Origin of the sequence: Cytobacillus kochii (assembly GCF_020171845.1) — a bacterium.
Lineage (GTDB): Bacteria > Bacillota > Bacilli > Bacillales > Cytobacillaceae > Cytobacillus > Cytobacillus kochii.
This window is the reverse complement of the sequence record NZ_JAIVAM010000005.1, coordinates 95282-112659: the sequence shown is the minus strand read 5'-3', so window position 1 is coordinate 112659 and position 17378 is coordinate 95282. Positions and strand designations below refer to the sequence as shown.

The following is a 17378-nucleotide window of genomic DNA, read 5'->3' as shown; positions in this document are numbered from 1 at the left end:
GGTGACAAAGGTATGTTTGGATTAGCAAAAGGATTGAAATACACGTTGAAAAATATGACGCGCAAGAAACTAACCTATGATTATCCTAATGAACCCTTACCACTTCCCGATCGCTTTAGGGGAATTCAAAAATTTTACCCAGAAAAATGCATCGTCTGTAATCAATGTGCCAATATATGTCCGACAGATTGCATTACACTCACGGGGAAAAAGCATCCCGATTCAAGTAAGCGGGGGAAAATTATTGATACGTATGATATAAATTTCGAAATTTGTATTCTATGTGATTTATGTACGGAAGTTTGTCCTACTGAGGCAATCATTATGACAAATCAGTTTGAACTCGCAGAATATAGCCGTGATGAATTATTTAAAGATCTTGTGTGGTTGGATGAAAATGATACCCAATTACGAAAGGAGAATAAGGCATGAGCGGCGAGTTTTTCATATTTATTGTTTTATCACTCATCGCTATAGGCGGTGGGATCATGATGATCAACTTAACGAAGGTTGTTCATATGGTCGTCGCTCTCGTCTTTACTTTCATTAGTATTGCTGGCATTTACGTCATGCTTTCTGCAGAATTTATTGCAGTAGTTCAAATCCTCATCTATTCAGGTGCAATCACAATTATGATGCTTTTTGGCATTATGTTAACGCGTCATAATGACAAGAGCGAGACGAGTGGAGGAGGCTTTAGAAAATTTCTCATCTTTCTTGCCATCCTTGGGTTCGGGCTCGTCTTCTACTTAGGTATATACCAACTTGAACTTGGGGAACCATCCACTTCATTGCATGAAAATAATACAGAGCAAATAGGGATTGCCCTTTATTCGAAATATATTATTCCTTTTGAATTAACTTCGGTTATTTTACTCGTCGCTCTTATTGGTGCGATAGTGTTAGCGAAACGGGATGATAAGGAGGGGGAAGAACGTGAGTAGTGTGCCGTTATCTGCCTATTTAACTCTAGCCATTATCCTCTTTTGTATCGGATTATACGGGGCATTAACGAAGAAGAATACTGTCATTGTACTTATTGCCATTGAATTAATGTTAAATGCGGTTAATATTAACCTCGTTGCTTTTAGTAAGTATGGCATGATGCCTTCAATAGATGGTCAAATATTTGCCCTTTTTGCCATTGCAGTTGCTGCGGCTGAAGCGGCAGTTGGGCTCGCTATCCTCATAGCTATCTATCGAAACCGTAAATCCGTCAATGTAGATGATTACAACTCTTTGAAAAATTAGCTTGAATGAACATACGTCATTCGTATGAATAAAAGGGGACATGAAGAAATGATGGAGATTGCATGGATCATACCGCTTTTTCCGCTTTTCTCCTTCTTAGTGCTACTTATTTTTGGAAGGAAGTGGCGGAGAGGGCAAATTGATTTCGCAGTAATTCTTTCCTTGGTTAGTTTTATATGTGCCTTACTGGTTTTATTTGCGCGTTTCACACAGGAAAATGTAAAGGTAGAGTTCATATGGCTAACCATAGGGGAGACTCAATTGACTGCAGGCTTTGAGGTCAATCAATTAAATGCCCTAATGCTTGTCATTGTTTCGCTCGTTAGCTTCCTCGTACATATGTATTCAAAGGCATACATGGAGGGAGATGAGCGCATAACAGTATTTTTCTCCTACTTAGGACTATTCACCTTTGCGATGCTTGGACTTGTTCTTTCTCCCAATCTATTACAAACATATATATTCTGGGAGCTTGTGGGCGTTGGGTCATTTCTATTAATTGGTTTTTATTTTTATAAAGAAGAGGCAAAAGTAGCTGCCAAGAAAGCATTTATCATGACGAGAATTGGTGATGTCGGCCTTCTCATTGGTATGATTCTTCTCTTTTGGCAAGTAGGGAGCTTTGAGTATGATGAGATTTTTGCTGCTATCTCAGCGGGTGATCTATCAGAAACGATGGCTACCTTAACAGCTATTCTTATCTTTATCGGAGCCGTTGGGAAGTCTGGTCAGTTCCCGTTGCATTCGTGGTTACCTGATGCGATGGAAGGACCTACGCCTGTATCGGCTTTAATCCATGCTGCCACAATGGTAGCAGCTGGTGTTTACCTTGTAGCAGCGCTTTATCCGTTATTCGCCTATAGTGAGGTGGCCATGCTTACCATAGCTATTGTGGGTGGTTTTACCGCCATTTTTGCTGCAACGATTGGGATGACCCAAAAAGATATTAAAAGAGCATTAGCGTATTCTACTGTAAGTCAGCTAGGTTATATGATGCTTGCATTAGGGGTGGGAGGTTACGTGGCAGGTGTTTTCCATTTAACAACACACGCCTTTTTTAAGGCACTATTGTTTTTAGCTGCTGGTAGTGTCATCCATGCTGTTCATACCCAAGATATTGAGAAAATGGGTGGCTTATGGAAGAAGATGAAATGGACTGCGCCATTCTTTCTAATCGGGACAATGGCGATTAGTGGAGTACCTTTATTATCAGGGTTTTTTAGTAAAGAAGAAATATTAGTGTCTGCCTGGGTGAGTGGTCATTACTTATTATTCACACTTGCAATCGTTGCTGCTTTCTTCACTGCATTTTACATGTTCCGCCTATTTTTCTTAGTATTTGGTGGAGAAGAAAAGAAAGAGCATTCAATGGTCAAAGAATCATCCAATTGGATGACTGTTCCCATGCTGGTTCTTGCTTTGTTAGCGATTGTTGCTGGTTATATACAAACCCCTTGGTTCGGAACATTTTTAGGAGATTGGTTAACAACGGGCATAGCTGCAAATGTACATGGTCATCTTGATGGTCCGCTTTGGGTGATGATTGTAGCCACGGTTGTAGCATTCTTAGGTATCTTGCTTGCTTGGTTAATGTATAGTAAGAAAGTTATTTCCCGAGATTGGTTTACATCAAGAGCTCCTTATACGTATCAGCTGGTAGTGAATAAATATTATATCGATGAAGTGTATCAGTATATCTTTGTTAAAGGTAGCCGCTTCGTAAGTCAAGTACTACATTTCGTGGAGGTTTATTTGATTGAAGGTCTCATTTCTCTCGTAACCATCACAATAAGACAGTTGAGCATGCTTGGTTCAAAGTTCCAAAATGGGCAGACTCAATTGTATGGGACGGTTGCTTTTGTTGGGTTAGCCATTCTGATTGTAGTGTTTGCATTGACAGGAGGTGGCTTATAGTGGGATTTCCGTTTATATTGAGCATTATTGTATTTGCGCCCCTTCTCGGTCTCTTATTATTAACACTGGTTGCAAAAACGAAGGAGAAAACGATTAAAACAGTCGCTATACTTAGTACCCTTCCTTCTCTTTTTCTATCAATCTACTTAATTATCTCATCTAAGATGGGTGTAGAATTAGTTAGTTATTCCGGGAAATTAAGTTGGATGCAATTTGGTAATCCCGAAGTCTTTGGCAAATTATACAGTATTGATTATGAATTAGGAGTAGACGGTTTTTCTCTTACTCTATTGTTATTAACTGCCTTACTCTCTACGTTAGCCGCTTTTGCTTCATTTCAGATCAAAGCAGGGTGGAAAGGATATTACATGCTATTCCTATTATTAGAAGTTGGCATGCTCGGGGTGTTTGCTGCTGAGAACTTAGTTTTATTCTTTATCTTTTTTGAAGTGACATTAGTGGCAACCTTCTTTTTAATAGGTAAATGGGGGCTATATGAAAAAGAACGAACAGCCTTCTCTTTGCTCATTTATAACGGGATTGGGTCAGCAATCCTTTTAGTTGTCATCATGGTATTGTTTGCCAAAACAGGTACAGCGAATATCGAGGCCTTAATGTCTATTTTAAGTGCGGATGATGGAACGGTTTTTTCGCCAAAAGTGAAAACGGGCTTGTTGCTTGCCTTATTCATTGCCTTTGGGATTAAGCTTCCTATTTGGCCGTTTCACAGCTGGATGGTTAAGGTTCATTCTGAAGCGCCAGCAGCAATTGTCATGCTTCATGCAGGTGTACTATTGAAAATTGGCGCCTATGGTCTCATCCATTTTGGTTTAGGTTTCTTTCCTAACCAGTTTCAATCGCTCACTTTATGGCTGGGGATACTCGGTGTAATCAACTTGCTTTATGGTGCATTTTTAGCATTATCCCAAAAAGAACTGAGAAAAATTTTAGCTTACTCATCGATTTCGCATATGGGTATCGTGCTTATCGGATTGGCTGCATTAAATGAAGCGGGGATACAAGGAGCGATGTTCCAAGTGGTCTCACATGGGTTAATTGCCGCCTTATTCTTCTATCTTATCGGCATCTTTTATGAAAGATATCAATCTAGTTCCATGGATGATTTAAATGGGCTAGCGAAAACAATGCCAATCGCTTCAGGTTTTTTGTTAGTAGCAGGTCTCGCCTCATTAGGTTTACCCGGTATGTCAGGGTTTGTCGCGGAATTTCTCGCGTTCCTAGGTCTATTCCAAGAATGGCCAGTGCTTGCAGTAATCGCATGTTTAGGCATTATATTGACGGCTGTATATATATTACGAGCAGTGCTAGGGATTACTTTTGGCCAACAAGAGAAGGCGAAAAGGGTAAGAGATATGACGCCATTAGAGATTTGGCCAGCAATTATTTTGCTTTTGTGTATTGTTGGTATTGGTGTTTATCCGGATATTATCAGTTCAACTTTAAAATCAATCATCATTGGATTAGGGGGGTGAAATAAAAATGGATCTTGATACATTATTATCATTTAGTTGGCATGCGATGGTGCCAGAATTTATTATTCTTGGTACAGCTACTCTACTATCCCTCCTAGATTTATTTCTACCGAGATCGTTTCATCGGAAATGGCTCGGTTGGCTTGGTGTAGGAAGTATCATTGCAGCTTTAATCTTTTTACTTACACTCATAGGGGACACACCTTTTGCGATCCTTTATGACACCTTCCGATTAGATTCCTTTGCGATTGCTTTTAAATTAGTGTTATTAGTTGCAGCAGGCTTTGTGTTGTTGTTAGCTATTTCTTATGAACCGAAAGAAAAATTAACGGAGTTCAGGGGAGAGTTTTTCTATTTATTTTTAGTAGCATTACTTGGTGCGATGATTATGTCCTCCAGTGCGGATTTAATTACTCTTTTTGTAGGTTTAGAGCTAATGACCTTATCATCCTATATATTAGTAGGAATAAGAAAGAAGCATCTCCCTTCAAACGAGTCAGCAATGAAATATGTCATTAATGGAGGAATTGCCACAGCTATTACCTTGTTCGGCATGAGTTATTTATATGGGATTGCTGGGACAACCAATATTTTAGAAATGGCTGGTAGGCTTCAAGAGTTAACGAATACTCAACATCTATTTTTATTAGCACTAGCTTTTCTAATGATTTTAGTTGGTTTATCATTTAAAATCGCTGCAGCACCTTTTCATATGTGGACACCAGATGTTTATGAAGGAGCGCCGATACCAGTTACCGCTTTTTTGAGTATTATTTCAAAAGCAGCAGGGTTTATTTTAATCATTCGAATGTTCATCACGGTTTTTTATCATATTCCGGATGTGAGTAACAATTCTTCTTTATTAATGGCGCTGCAAAACTTTTTAGCCGTTCTTGCTGCCGTGACGATGATATGGGGGAATTTAGTGGCTCTAAGGCAAACGAAGATTAAGCGGATGCTTGCTTATTCAAGCATTGCGCATGCGGGATATTTATTAGTTGCGGTAACAGCTTTCTCAGCCTTTATGGTAGAGACGATTTGGTTTTATTTAACCGCCTATTTATTTATGACAATCGCTGTTTTTTCCTTATTACAATTAATGAATATTGAAGAGTTAAAGCAATTGTCTGGGCTTTCCAAACGCGCTCCCCTTTTAGCTGTTGCACTCGCACTTACTATGCTAGGGTTAGCGGGAATACCTGGAACATCAGGGTTTATTGGCAAACTGAATATTTTTCTAGGCGCATTAAGCACAGAACCAACGCATTATCTATTAGCTGTTATTCTAATCGCCACTACGGTGATATCTTATATATATTATTTTAAGTTGATTGTTTACGCCTTTTTCCGAGAAGCGAATCATACTTTTCAAATGAGTGGGAAGAAGTTGAATGGCGTTATCATAAGTATTTGCGTGATGATGACAATACTACTTGGCGTTTTTCCACAATTAGCTTATGATTTCCTCCATCAAAATTTTTTATCATTTTATGATTTCTTACAGTAGAAACGGGTATAGAAGAAGGGAGAGCTCCTTCTTCTTTTTAATTTATGGAAAGCAAAGGGCTTAAAGTAAAGTAAATTATGGAAAAATAAATTTAGGTGAAACGAAAAGTGAAACAAAAACGTCAATTGTTAAGAGGGTGTGTGCTATCTTTCTGAAGGTGATTTGAGTTAAAATAAATGGTGTAGTTTTTGATTGAAGGAGTGGGTCATGTGATCTCTGGATTTGGCCAACAGGCATTGGTTAGTATTATTGTACATTTAATATTTATTGCTGTAGCTTGGTATGCTTTGCAAGCGATTAAAATTGATACGTGGATCAAGGCGAACCATGTTTTCCAAGCAAGGGTATTATATGTATTGTTATCGATCGCACTTGGATCGATTGTCGGTAACTTTGTGCTTGATTATCTTCTTTGGTCTCAACAACTTCCATTTATTTTGCAATAATCCATTTGTCAAAAAATAGACCTGAAATATAGGTCTTCGTACATGTTTTCATTTGCTCAAAGTTTGAGTACAATGCATGATGTTGCTATAAATTTTCTTAAAACTATACATATAAACTGACTTAATCTTCACTCAACTAGTGGATGTCAAAATGTGACGATAATTCCCAAGTATGCGGATCTCTCCTTTGGTAACAATGGTAGTAAGGGAGGGAGTTTAAATGAAGAAGTATTCATTTATATTTTCTATAATGGGAATTGTCGGGTTAGTTTGGATTATTTTCGGCAATCATTCGGATGCAGCATCTGTAGAAGAGCTTTCACTAATACAAATCGCTCAAACTGTACAGGACGAGAATATTTTGATTCAAGAATGGTCAGTTCATGCAAGGGAAAACTTGGAAACATTACAAACCTTTGCAGAAGTAAAAGCATATACTAAAGAGATGAAAAAGAGTTTTACAGACTGGAAATGGTCTGTCCAAAAGGAATCTCAAGAAAGATATGAAGTCATCGGGACGCTTAAAAAAAATGATCTGACTGAAACGATAAAAATACTTTCAACCGACACAAAAAACAATGTACAAACGTATGTCATTTATGAGGCGAAAGGTGCTGGCTACAAAGGCAGTATCCAGGAAAATATGGGGAACTATATGAAAAGTCAGATGTCTGACATTTTTACTAAAAAACCCAATATTTTCTCTTGTATCATTGGTCATTATGATGGTAATATGAGGGAGTCTATGCTTGAACAAATGAACGGATTATTGTCCACATTTAATGCGAAAGAAATAGAAGCGTTAGAAGAAGAGCAATTTATTTCGACATCGGCATATTCACCTATGTTCAAAGAGTCTGTTACAACGGATGGCAAAGATATGAATTTACAAATTGGCTTAAGAAAAGAAGGGTTGGGCGCTAAGACAACTATTGTTATCGGCACACCCATCATAACGATTGAATATTAATATAGAGAAAATGGACGCGGAGGGGAATACACTTTGGAAAAAATCATCGTCCGCGGCGGAAATCGGTTAAGTGGCACAGTCAAAGTAGAAGGCGCAAAAAATGCTGTTTTACCGGTAATCGCTGCAACATTGTTAGCAAGTGATGGAAAAAGCGTAATTCGTGATGTCCCAACTCTCTCCGATGTATATACAATTAATGAAGTATTACGTTTTTTAAACGCCGAAGTGGGGTTTGATAACAATACAGTAACTGTTGATGCATCTAGAGAGTTAAAAGTAGAAGCACCATTTGAATATGTTCGAAAAATGCGTGCATCTGTTTTAGTCATGGGTTCACTATTAGCGAGAAATGGAAGAGCAAGAGTAGCATTGCCAGGCGGTTGTGCGATTGGTTCACGCCCGATAGATCAACATTTAAAGGGTTTTGAAGCAATGGGTGCAACAGTTAAGGTTGGCAACGGTTTTATTGAAGCAGAAGCTCCAGAAGGAAAACTACATGGTGCAAAAATATATCTTGATTTTCCTAGCGTAGGCGCAACAGAAAATATTATGATGGCCGCTACATTAGCAAAGGGTACAACGATTCTAGAAAATGTAGCAAAAGAGCCAGAAATTGTGGACCTTGCGAACTTCCTTAATAAAATGGGTGCAAAAGTTCGTGGTGCTGGAACAGGAACGATTCGTATTGAAGGTGTGGATGTATTATTTGGTGCTGAGCATCATATTATTCCAGACCGAATTGAAGCAGGTACATTTATGGTAGCAGCAGCCATTACAGGCGGCGATGTTCTTGTCAAAGGTGCTGTACCAGAACATGCGACATCTTTAATTGCAAAAATGGAAGAAATGGGCGTTCAGTTTATCGAAGAGGAAGAAGGCGTTCGCGTCATCGGCCCGTCAGAGCTTAAAGCTGTAGATATCAAAACGATGCCTCACCCAGGTTTTCCAACAGATATGCAATCTCAAATGATGGCACTATTGCTTCATGCCAAAGGCACAAGTGTTATTACGGAGACTGTATTTGAAAACCGCTTCATGCATGTGGAAGAATTCCGTCGCATGAATGCAGATGTGAAAATCGAAGGTCGCTCTGTTATTATGGAAGGACCATCCAACCTACAAGGTGCAGAAGTTGCCGCAACCGATTTACGTGCTGCAGCTGCTCTCATCTTAACAGGACTTGTAGCAGACGGCATAACACGTGTAACAGAATTAAAACATCTTGACCGTGGCTATGTCGATTTCCATAAGAAACTAGCGAGCTTAGGTGCAGACATTGAACGTGTGACTGAAGCAGACGAAGATATGTCTACAACTGAACAAACCATCATTACTGATTTGAATGCCTAAAAATGGCTGAACCACTCATCTTTTTAAAGATGAGTGGTTTTTTTTTGGGCTAAGGATGAAAATGCAGATGTACATATATGTGAGATAAGTAATGTGTGGGCGCACAGAGTGTATAAAACTGATGAGATGTGTGGCAAACAGGAAATGCGCACAAATAGAGTTCACAAAACCATCAAGATGTGTGGGCGAAAAAAGACAGAAGTTCATCCACAAATTTTTTTAAGTGTTGTAGGACTCTATCTATGATTTGGTTGTGGACTCAAAACTATTCATTACCATAGTGAAGGTGAACATTTACCTCTCGTAAAAAGCCCTCACTCCATTTTCTCTCGGTTCTCTATCTCTACCATTACATACGAAATAGCTACTTTACTAGAGAAATTCAATAGTGGGATTTTGTCATAATGGCTCTATTTCGACCATATGATTGAATGAGACGTGAATCTTGATGGAGGCTAGCATATGACAAAATTCAAACCATTCATCGTACTATCAGCAGTACTCTTTACACTTGTATTAATTATTCCAGCCTTACTAGTAGTTCTTCCTTTCGGAAATGATGAGAAGCAAGAGAATCGGGAGGCTGTGACTGCGGAGAAGAAGAAGGAGGAGGCAACGCCTTTCAACTCGATGGAACCTGCAGTTGATGTGGCAGTTTATCGCACCGATGCCAAAAAAGTGGAGACATTTGCTTTTGAAGACTATCTTATTGGGGTTGTTGCTTCTGAGATGCCTGCTGAGTTTGAGTTAGAGGCGTTGAAGGCACAAGCACTAGCAGCGCGAACGTATACCATGCAGCATCTACTGGCAGATGAGGGCTCATTACCAGATGGTGCCATGATTACTGATTCCACTGATGATCAAGTTTTTAAAAACAAAGAAGAGCTCAAGAAAATATGGAAGTCCGATTATGATTGGAAAATCGAGAAAATTACGCAAGCAGTTCAAGAAACAAGTGGGCAAATTCTTACCTATGATGGTAATCCTATAACAGCAGCGTTCTTCTCAACAAGTAATGGCTATACGGAAAATGCGGAAAATGTTTGGGCGAATGCCACGCCGTATTTAAAAAGTGTCAAAAGCCCCTGGGACATTGATACACCAAAATTTGCTGATCAAATCTCTATCCCTGTATCCGAATTTGAAAAAAAGTTAAATGTGAAAGTACCTTCGGGTCAAACTGTTGCTAAAATTGTTGAGAAAACAGATGGTAATCGAATAGGGAAAGTAGATATTAATGGAACCATGATTAAAGGAACAGATGTTAGAATGAAATTAGGGTTGCAATCAACTGACTTTACCCTGAAGAGAAATGGTGATCAGATTAATATACAAACAAAAGGGTATGGACATGGGGTTGGCATGAGTCAGTATGGTGCAAACGGTATGGCGAAAGAAGGTAAATCATATAAAGAAATTGTTTCTTATTACTATAAAGGAATCAAAATTAGTGAATCTGATACGATGGTGGCAAAATTAACTGCACAAAAGTAAGTTTAAAAAAACAGCTTCAATCGGAGCTGTTTGTTTTCTGTTTGAATATAGACCTATTGGTACTTCAATATTCAGAATATAATTATTTTGATAAAACATGTATATAAAAATCGAGTTAGTAAAAAATAAATCCAAAAAAATTTTTAGATGATGTATATATCTTCTGGAATCTGTTCAAACTGATGCCAGAGGTGATGAAAAATGAGAGAGGAAGAAAAAAAGACTTCTCAAGATTCTAGTTTTAAAAAGTTTATGAAGAAACGTTGGGCTTATCCAGCAATTTACATCGCGAGTGCAGCACTCATACTTAGTGGCGTTCTATGGTTCCAAAACAGCAATGAAAATGCTTCAGACACAGATGGATTTGATTACGGTGAGACAGATCTTACTGGCAAAGGTAATGAGGATGCAGTTGAAGTGAATAATGCAATGGAGAACTTTGTGCTACCGGTAGAAAAAGCGGACGGAGCAGTAATCCAAACTAAATTCTATGATGTACATGGTGAGGAAGCGGCTCAAGAAGAAGCTTTGGTATTCTACAATAACACATACCAACCAAATGCAGGTATTGACATTGTTATGGAAGATGGGAAAACATTTGAAGTTCGTGCAGCATTAAGTGGAACAGTGACTAAGGTGGAAGAAGATGCAACACTAGGAAATGTCGTTGAAATTCAGCATGCTGAAGGAATTGTGACACGCTACCAATCCATTACTGATATGAAAGTAAAAGAAGGTAGTGTAGTGGAGCAAGGAGATACAATTGCTCAATCTGGTCAAAGCCAAATTAACCAAGAAGCTGGAGAGCACGTACACTTTGAAATCCGTAAAGATGGTGTAGCTGTAAACCCAGAGGAGTTTGTTGGTAAAACGTTAAGTCAATTGGAAAAAGCTGAAATAGCTGAAGAGAGTACACCTGCTGAAGATGCAGCCCAAGAAGGTTCAACGGAAAGTGCTGATGATGAATCAGATGCTGCGCCAAGTGATGAAGGCCAATCAGAAGATGATGGTGCAAGCAATGAAGATGAAACAGACGCTGATGCTTCTTCAGATACACAAGAATCATAAATAAATGTTGAGACAAAAATGGAAAAGTTTCGACATTTCTCGGGAAATATTCATTCGTGAATATTTCCCTTTTTATTTCTTATGGAGTTTGAGTAGAATGTATTGATAGTAATGAATTTCTCTTATATGTAATGAATAAATCTTGTCCAGTAAATGCTTGAAGTCTAGAAGCAGACTGTAGAGGCGCCAGTAAAGTGAAAAACTCTTCATCGTCTTGGAATTCGAGCACACGATCATCTGCAGCCCCAATAAGTTTAGCTTGCGATGTATACATTTCATCAATGATGGTTAATGGTTGAAAAGCGTAAATATGATTATCCTTAAGGTTGTTGAGAGCTTTTAATTCTTCAACGCTTAATCCGTATCTACCGGCAATTCTCCATAATGTTTCCCCAGGAGCGACAATATGTATAAATGGTTCACCTGATAAACCTTGATAATTTGTAGGATATGGAATGTCTAGCGATTGCCCTACAGTAATATAATTGTCTACAAGTTGGTTATGTATCTTTAATTCTTCGACAGAAAGATTATGTTTTTTGGCAATACGATAGAGTGTGTCATTTTTTTGAACTTTATAAGTAGCGGCTTCTGATGATTGCTCATTCAAGCTGAAAATGACAGCAAGGATAATGACTGTAGCAGCCAAGATGCCTGTTAATTTCATTCTTCTTAATTTCATCCTTCTTTGTCTCGCTTCAAAGATTCTCTCTTTCCGTGGCTTTAACACTGTCAAAATAAATCACCCTTCAATTGGAAAATAATTGTTATATAACCATGTTTTATCTATTGGCTCGAATTTTAGTGTAAGTCAGGGATGGATTAAACAACAATAGGAATAAAGAATCTCTTGTTCATTATAAAGAATTGGGTATTTGGTTTTTATGTATAGACTTTTATCACTTTTCGTTGGTTACTGAAATACATTTAATTGAGTGATTAGAACTAAAAATTCTAATTTGTAATATAGCGTAAGAAAAAGGGTTTGCGAAACTTGTCGAAAAATAAGTACTTATAATCAGGTCTAATAACCCTTTTGTAAGTCATAAGTCGCAGGTATTAAATAACAATCATGTTATATAGAGAATGTCTTCTTAAAAAAGATTGCTTAAAATGAAAAAAACATACAGTTACTTGTCCTACTTGTGTTTTTTGTGCATATATTTTAATCCAAGCTAATAAACTGTTACAAACCTTACAAAGAGAATGTTTGAGGTGAGGGGTCGTTTGTTTAGTAACAGCTGTATAATCTCTAGGATATGTTTAGCTACTGCTCGGCAGGTTTACCTGCTACTCTTTTAACAACTAGTAAAACACACACTATAAGACAAAGTAAAAACGAGTCTCATTTCACACTTCTCACATCCAATTTAGGGAGGGCGAGTAGTGTGCACGATTACATCAAAGAGAGAACCATCAAGATTGGAAAGTATATCGTGGAGACGAGAAAAACGGTTCGCGTAATTGCGAAGGAGTTTGGCGTATCCAAAAGTACAGTCCATAAAGATCTTACAGAAAGATTGCCTGAAATAAATCCTGACCTTGCTAATGAAGTAAAAGAAATATTAGATTATCATAAGTCCATTCGTCATTTGCGAGGGGGAGAAGCAACAAAGTTAAAGTATAAGAAAGAAGAGCTTGAAGAAGAACCCATCAAATAATGTATGAAGCGGGCAGAGGGAGGTAAGGTACAACCATCTGCCTGTTTAACCTCACTCCTTTATTACTTCAAAGTGTTCCCGCAGCTTTTATCCCAAGAATCAACCATTTCAACAATTTCTCCTTAAAAAGTCACAATATATTTTGACAAATAGTTATTTATTCTCCTAGAGATGTGCTAAAATAATTAACTAGGATATAATGAACTTGATATGTGCTTTTGTTAACGTGGAAGCCCTAGAATATACATAAAATAACTCTTTTCTCAGGTTGCTTGAGAAAGGCTTTTGTATGGGGAAATATTCGTGCGGAAACGAAAAATCAATGATAGATTGCTTACATAAGCAAAAAACACAAAAGGCATTTTACTAGCCTATTAAGCCATTTGAACTGTAAAAAATGAGAAGAAGATTTAGTTGCGAGGAGGAAGTTAGGAACAATGTTTGCAAGAGATATTGGAATTGACTTAGGTACGGCAAATGTACTGATACACGTAAAAGGAAGAGGGATCGTTTTAAATGAACCTTCTGTTGTAGCCATTGATAAAAACACGAATAGAGTACTAGCTGTCGGTGAAGAAGCACGCCGTATGGTGGGGAGAACGCCTGGAAATATTATTGCTATTCGCCCGCTAAAAGATGGTGTAATTGCTGACTTTGATGTAACGGAAGCGATGCTTAAGCACTTTATTAACAAATTAAATGTGAAGGGTTTTCTATCTAAACCGCGTATTCTTATTTGTTGCCCTACCAATGTAACGAGCGTTGAGCAAAAGGCGATTAAAGAAGCAGCAGAAAAAAGTGGCGGTAAGAAAGTCTATCTTGAAGAAGAACCGAAAGTTGCCGCAATTGGTGCGGGAATGGATATTTTCCAACCAAGTGGTAATATGGTCGTAGATATTGGTGGAGGAACAACGGATGTGGCTGTTCTATCTATGGGTGATATTGTTACATCTTCTTCAATTAAAATGGCCGGTGATAAATTTGACAATGAAATTCTCCAATACGTTAAAAAGGAATATAAGCTTTTAATTGGTGAGCGTACGGCTGAAGATATTAAAACTTCTATTGCAACGGTATTCCCTGACTCTAGAAATGAGAGCATGGAAATTCGTGGTCGTGATATGGTTTCTGGATTACCTCGCACAATTACTGTTCACTCAAAAGAAATCGAACAAGCTTTAAAAGAGCCTGTAGACGTGATTGTCCAAGCTGCAAAAAGTGTTTTAGAACGAACACCACCTGAACTATCAGCAGATATTATTGATCGTGGCGTTATTCTGACTGGTGGAGGAGCATTGCTTCATGGTATCGATATGCTTCTTGCTGAAGAATTAAAAGTACCTGTTCTCATTGCTGAAAATCCGATGGACTGTGTCGCAGTTGGAACTGGAATTATGCTTGATAACATTGATCGTTTACCACGAAAAAAATTAAGTTAACAAATGAGTAAGGCTGACCTAATGATCTTCTATAGGCCAGCCTTTTCGTTGAAGAGCAATGCATTTACCTCTAAGTAAATAATGCTAATTAATTATGCACCCTTTCCGATATAAAAGGGAGACGATAATATACGGGAGTGACCGATATGTTTAGAGGGTTTTACACTGCAGCATCAGGTATGTTAACGCAGCAAAGAAGAACGGAAATGTTAGCTAATAATATGGCCAATGCAAATACACCTGGTTTTAAAGCAGATCAAACAGCAATTAGCAGTTTCTCTGATATGTTACTGCAAAGAATAGATAGTCAAAATATCCCTACAGAAAACGGGTTTCGTATACCAGTTAACGAAACAGTTGGAAGTATTAGTACAGGTGTATATTTACAAGAAGCTATGCCTTTATATACCCAGGGTGATTTAAATGAAACAGGTCTGGCTACAGACTTATCGCTTGAAAATGGTAATCTTCCGGACGGTAGTGCATTGTTTTTTACTGTTGCTGGTGAAGATGGCAATACAAAATATACACGCAATGGTAATTTCACATTAGATAGCCAAGGATATTTGACTTCAGCAAGTGGTCTATACGTTTTAGATCAAAACGGGAACAGAATCCAACCGGGTAGTGAATCATTTACCGTTAATGATGAAGGGTATTTAACAGATGCAGCTGGAAATACCACACGCATTGGCGTAGCTTATGCGGAAACAACAGAAAATCTTCTAAAACAAGGAGATGGGCTCTTCGCTACGGAAGATAATACTGCTTTGCAAAATGGTTACGGTAATGTTGCCTTTCGTATCCAACAAGGTTTCTTAGAACGTTCCAATGTTGATACCTCAAGAACGATGACAGATATGATGGCAAGCTATCGTACGTTTGAAGCCAACCAAAAAGTGTTACAAGCATACGACCGCAGTATGGAGAAAGCAGTAAACGAAGTTGGCCGTCTTGGATAACAACTAGGAAGTTATAAGGAGGCGATGAAATGAACCGTGTAATGATTACAGCAACAAACACCTTATCACAATTACAAAAGCAAATGGATATACATGCCAATAATATGGCGAATGTCGATACTACAGGTTTTAAAAGAAGAGAAGCGTCTTTTGGTGAACTTCTCGTTCAACAATTTAATAATCAACCTGCTGAAGAACTAATGGGCGTACAGAGAATGACTCCAGAAGGTGTTAGACAAGGTGTAGGGGCTAAACTTGCCCAAGCTAAGCTAGTGAGCACACAAGGCAGTCTAAAATCAACTGATCGGGCATTAGACTTCGCTTTAACAGGAGAAGGTCAATACTTCCGCATTCTTCAACAAACCGAAAACGGTGCTGAAATCCGTTATACAAGAGACGGTTCTTTCCATCTTACGCCGTCAGGGAATAATGAAGTGATGCTCGTAACTGGGAATGGTGATGCCGTTTTAGGACAGAATAATGAACCCATTACTTTTTCGTCAGATGTAAACCAGTTTACATTATTGGAGCAAGGCAGACTCCAAGCTCAGACTGCTAATGGAGGCACTCAAACGGTAAATCTTGGGATTACGGTCGTCCATAAACCACAATATTTAACACAAATCGGTGAAAATATGTTAAGCTTGCCTGCAGAGGCTGAAATGGATGGCATTGATATTTATACTGATTTAGCTGGGCAGTTTAGTGGCGATATTTCACTGTCACAAGGTGTCCTAGAACAATCAAATGTCGACCTTTCAAAGGAAATGACCGACCTAATGAACACACAACGTTCATACCAATTTCAATCACGTTCAATAACGATGGCTGATCAAATGATGGGCCTCATTAATGGAATTCGTTAAAGGGGAAGAAAACGATGTCACTTAATAACGAGCAAGATTCGTCAACAAGAATAACTAAACAAAAAGCGCAACATAATTCAACTACTACACGTGAAGATAAAACCACAGTGAACCGAATTAGAGTGCGACTTATACCGATCTGGCTACGAATTATTATTGTGCTAGTTTTACTTGCCATTTGTATCATCGCGGGTGCAGCGTTTGGATATAGTGTGCTTGGTGATGGCCAGGCAACAGATATCTTTAAAAAAGAAACGTGGATGCATATGATTGATTTGGTTAATAAAGAGAACTGAAGAATGGGGAGCGCATTGATATGCCTCCTTTTTGTTTTGTCTTATTTGAAGAATTTGAAAATGAACTTGTTTTATCTTTGCATTTGGCCTTTTTTTTAGTACAATAATAATTAATATTATACCTATTATTAGTAGGAGGTACTAAAAATGCTTGATATTAATGAAATAAAAGAAATTATTCCTCATCGTTATCCCTTTTTATTAGTAGATAAAATCCTTGAAGTAGAAGAAGGTCAACGAGCTATTGGCATTAAAAATGTAACGGCTAATGAAGAATTCTTTAATGGACATTTCCCTGATTACCCCGTCATGCCTGGTGTTTTAATTGTGGAAGCATTAGCACAAGTAGGCGGAGTGGCAATGCTGAAAAAAGAAGAAAATAAAGGCAAGCTCGCTTTCTTCACTGGGATTGATAAATGTCGATTTAAAAAACAAGTGAAGCCGGGCGATCAGTTACGATTAGAGGTCGAAATGACTCGTGTGAAGGGCCCGATTGGTAAAGGAAAAGGTGTAGCAACCGTCGACGGCGAACTAGTTTGTGAAACAGAAATGATGTTTGCATTGAAATAACATCAAAAGAAGTAATGCCCACTTTATATAGGGCATTACTTCTTTTTTTTCGCTGCAAGGCACTTCACAGGCGGAAAATTTTACAATCAAC

Annotated in this window: 18 protein-coding genes; 17 read left to right on the top strand and 1 reads right to left on the bottom strand. The window is 38.2% G+C overall.

Features of this window, described 5'->3' with window-relative positions:
- Positions 1 to 12: 12 nt before the first annotated feature.
- From nuoI to LCM23_RS09505, 11 genes are all read left to right on the top strand, one after another.
- Entirely contained in the window at positions 13 to 432 is a 420-nt protein-coding gene (gene nuoI / locus LCM23_RS09555) for an NADH-quinone oxidoreductase subunit NuoI (RefSeq protein ID WP_224936750.1), read from the top strand.
- The gene (locus LCM23_RS09550) at positions 429 to 944 is read left to right on the top strand and encodes an NADH-quinone oxidoreductase subunit J (RefSeq protein ID WP_224936749.1); all 516 of its coding nucleotides are present in this window, start codon (positions 429 to 431) and stop codon (positions 942 to 944) included. Before nuoI ends, LCM23_RS09550 begins: the two co-directional genes overlap by 4 nt.
- Positions 937 to 1251: an NADH-quinone oxidoreductase subunit NuoK gene (nuoK, locus tag LCM23_RS09545; RefSeq protein ID WP_095371603.1), complete on the top strand. Its 315-nt coding sequence runs from the start codon at positions 937 to 939 to the stop codon at positions 1249 to 1251. Before LCM23_RS09550 ends, nuoK begins: the two co-directional genes overlap by 8 nt.
- Before the next feature lie 48 nt (positions 1252 to 1299).
- On the top strand, positions 1300 to 3165 hold the full coding sequence (gene nuoL, locus LCM23_RS09540) for an NADH-quinone oxidoreductase subunit L (RefSeq protein ID WP_224936748.1): 1866 nt from the start codon (positions 1300 to 1302) through the stop codon (positions 3163 to 3165).
- The gene (locus LCM23_RS09535; protein ID WP_224936747.1) at positions 3165 to 4658 is read left to right on the top strand and encodes a complex I subunit 4 family protein; all 1494 of its coding nucleotides are present in this window, start codon (positions 3165 to 3167) and stop codon (positions 4656 to 4658) included. The genes nuoL and LCM23_RS09535 overlap by 1 nt, the downstream gene beginning before the upstream one ends.
- Before the next feature lie 7 nt (positions 4659 to 4665).
- Complete coding sequence (gene nuoN, locus LCM23_RS09530; protein ID WP_224936746.1) at positions 4666 to 6165, top strand: NADH-quinone oxidoreductase subunit NuoN; 1500 nt, start codon at positions 4666 to 4668, stop codon at positions 6163 to 6165.
- A 209-nt stretch (positions 6166 to 6374) separates the two neighbouring features.
- Positions 6375 to 6611 carry a DUF1146 family protein gene (locus LCM23_RS09525; RefSeq protein WP_224936937.1) on the top strand — a complete coding sequence of 79 codons (237 nt, stop codon included), beginning with the start codon at positions 6375 to 6377 and terminating at the stop codon, positions 6609 to 6611.
- 220 nt (positions 6612 to 6831) lie between these two features.
- Positions 6832 to 7581, top strand: coding sequence for a YwmB family TATA-box binding protein (locus tag LCM23_RS09520; RefSeq protein ID WP_224936745.1), 750 nt, complete (start codon positions 6832 to 6834; stop codon positions 7579 to 7581).
- A gap of 33 nt (positions 7582 to 7614) precedes the next feature.
- Positions 7615 to 8931, top strand: coding sequence for a UDP-N-acetylglucosamine 1-carboxyvinyltransferase (murA, locus tag LCM23_RS09515; RefSeq protein ID WP_095371609.1), 1317 nt, complete (start codon positions 7615 to 7617; stop codon positions 8929 to 8931).
- Between the two features lie 462 nt (positions 8932 to 9393).
- Positions 9394 to 10425: a stage II sporulation protein D gene (gene spoIID, locus LCM23_RS09510; protein ID WP_224936744.1), complete on the top strand. Its 1032-nt coding sequence runs from the start codon at positions 9394 to 9396 to the stop codon at positions 10423 to 10425.
- Between the two features lie 201 nt (positions 10426 to 10626).
- Positions 10627 to 11493, top strand: a complete 867-nt coding sequence (locus LCM23_RS09505) for a M23 family metallopeptidase (protein ID WP_224936743.1) — start codon at positions 10627 to 10629, stop codon at positions 11491 to 11493.
- 79 nt (positions 11494 to 11572) lie between these two features.
- Here the strand turns inward: LCM23_RS09505 and LCM23_RS09500 are convergent, their stop codons facing one another.
- Positions 11573 to 12229 carry a LysM peptidoglycan-binding domain-containing protein gene (locus LCM23_RS09500; protein WP_263624189.1) on the bottom strand — a complete coding sequence of 219 codons (657 nt, stop codon included), beginning with the start codon at positions 12227 to 12229 and terminating at the stop codon, positions 11573 to 11575.
- A gap of 652 nt (positions 12230 to 12881) precedes the next feature.
- Between LCM23_RS09500 and spoIIID the strand changes: the two genes are divergently transcribed.
- The 6 genes from spoIIID (at position 12882) to fabZ (ending at position 17287) form a co-directional block, all read left to right on the top strand.
- Positions 12882 to 13154 (top strand): sporulation transcriptional regulator SpoIIID, encoded by a 273-nt coding sequence (gene spoIIID, locus LCM23_RS09495; RefSeq protein WP_095371613.1) that lies wholly within the window; start codon positions 12882 to 12884, stop codon positions 13152 to 13154.
- 437 nt (positions 13155 to 13591) lie between these two features.
- Positions 13592 to 14593, top strand: a complete 1002-nt coding sequence (mreB, locus tag LCM23_RS09490) for a rod shape-determining protein (RefSeq protein WP_224936742.1) — start codon at positions 13592 to 13594, stop codon at positions 14591 to 14593.
- A 146-nt stretch (positions 14594 to 14739) separates the two neighbouring features.
- Positions 14740 to 15555 (top strand): flagellar hook-basal body protein, encoded by an 816-nt coding sequence (locus LCM23_RS09485; protein WP_224936741.1) that lies wholly within the window; start codon positions 14740 to 14742, stop codon positions 15553 to 15555.
- Positions 15556 to 15584: 29 nt separating this feature from the next.
- Positions 15585 to 16421: a flagellar hook-basal body protein gene (locus tag LCM23_RS09480; RefSeq protein WP_224936740.1), complete on the top strand. Its 837-nt coding sequence runs from the start codon at positions 15585 to 15587 to the stop codon at positions 16419 to 16421.
- A 14-nt stretch (positions 16422 to 16435) separates the two neighbouring features.
- Positions 16436 to 16717: a DNA-directed RNA polymerase subunit beta gene (locus LCM23_RS09475; RefSeq protein ID WP_095371617.1), complete on the top strand. Its 282-nt coding sequence runs from the start codon at positions 16436 to 16438 to the stop codon at positions 16715 to 16717.
- Positions 16718 to 16864: 147 nt separating this feature from the next.
- Positions 16865 to 17287, top strand: a complete 423-nt coding sequence (fabZ, locus tag LCM23_RS09470) for a 3-hydroxyacyl-ACP dehydratase FabZ (RefSeq protein WP_095371618.1) — start codon at positions 16865 to 16867, stop codon at positions 17285 to 17287.
- Positions 17288 to 17378 lie beyond the last annotated feature (91 nt).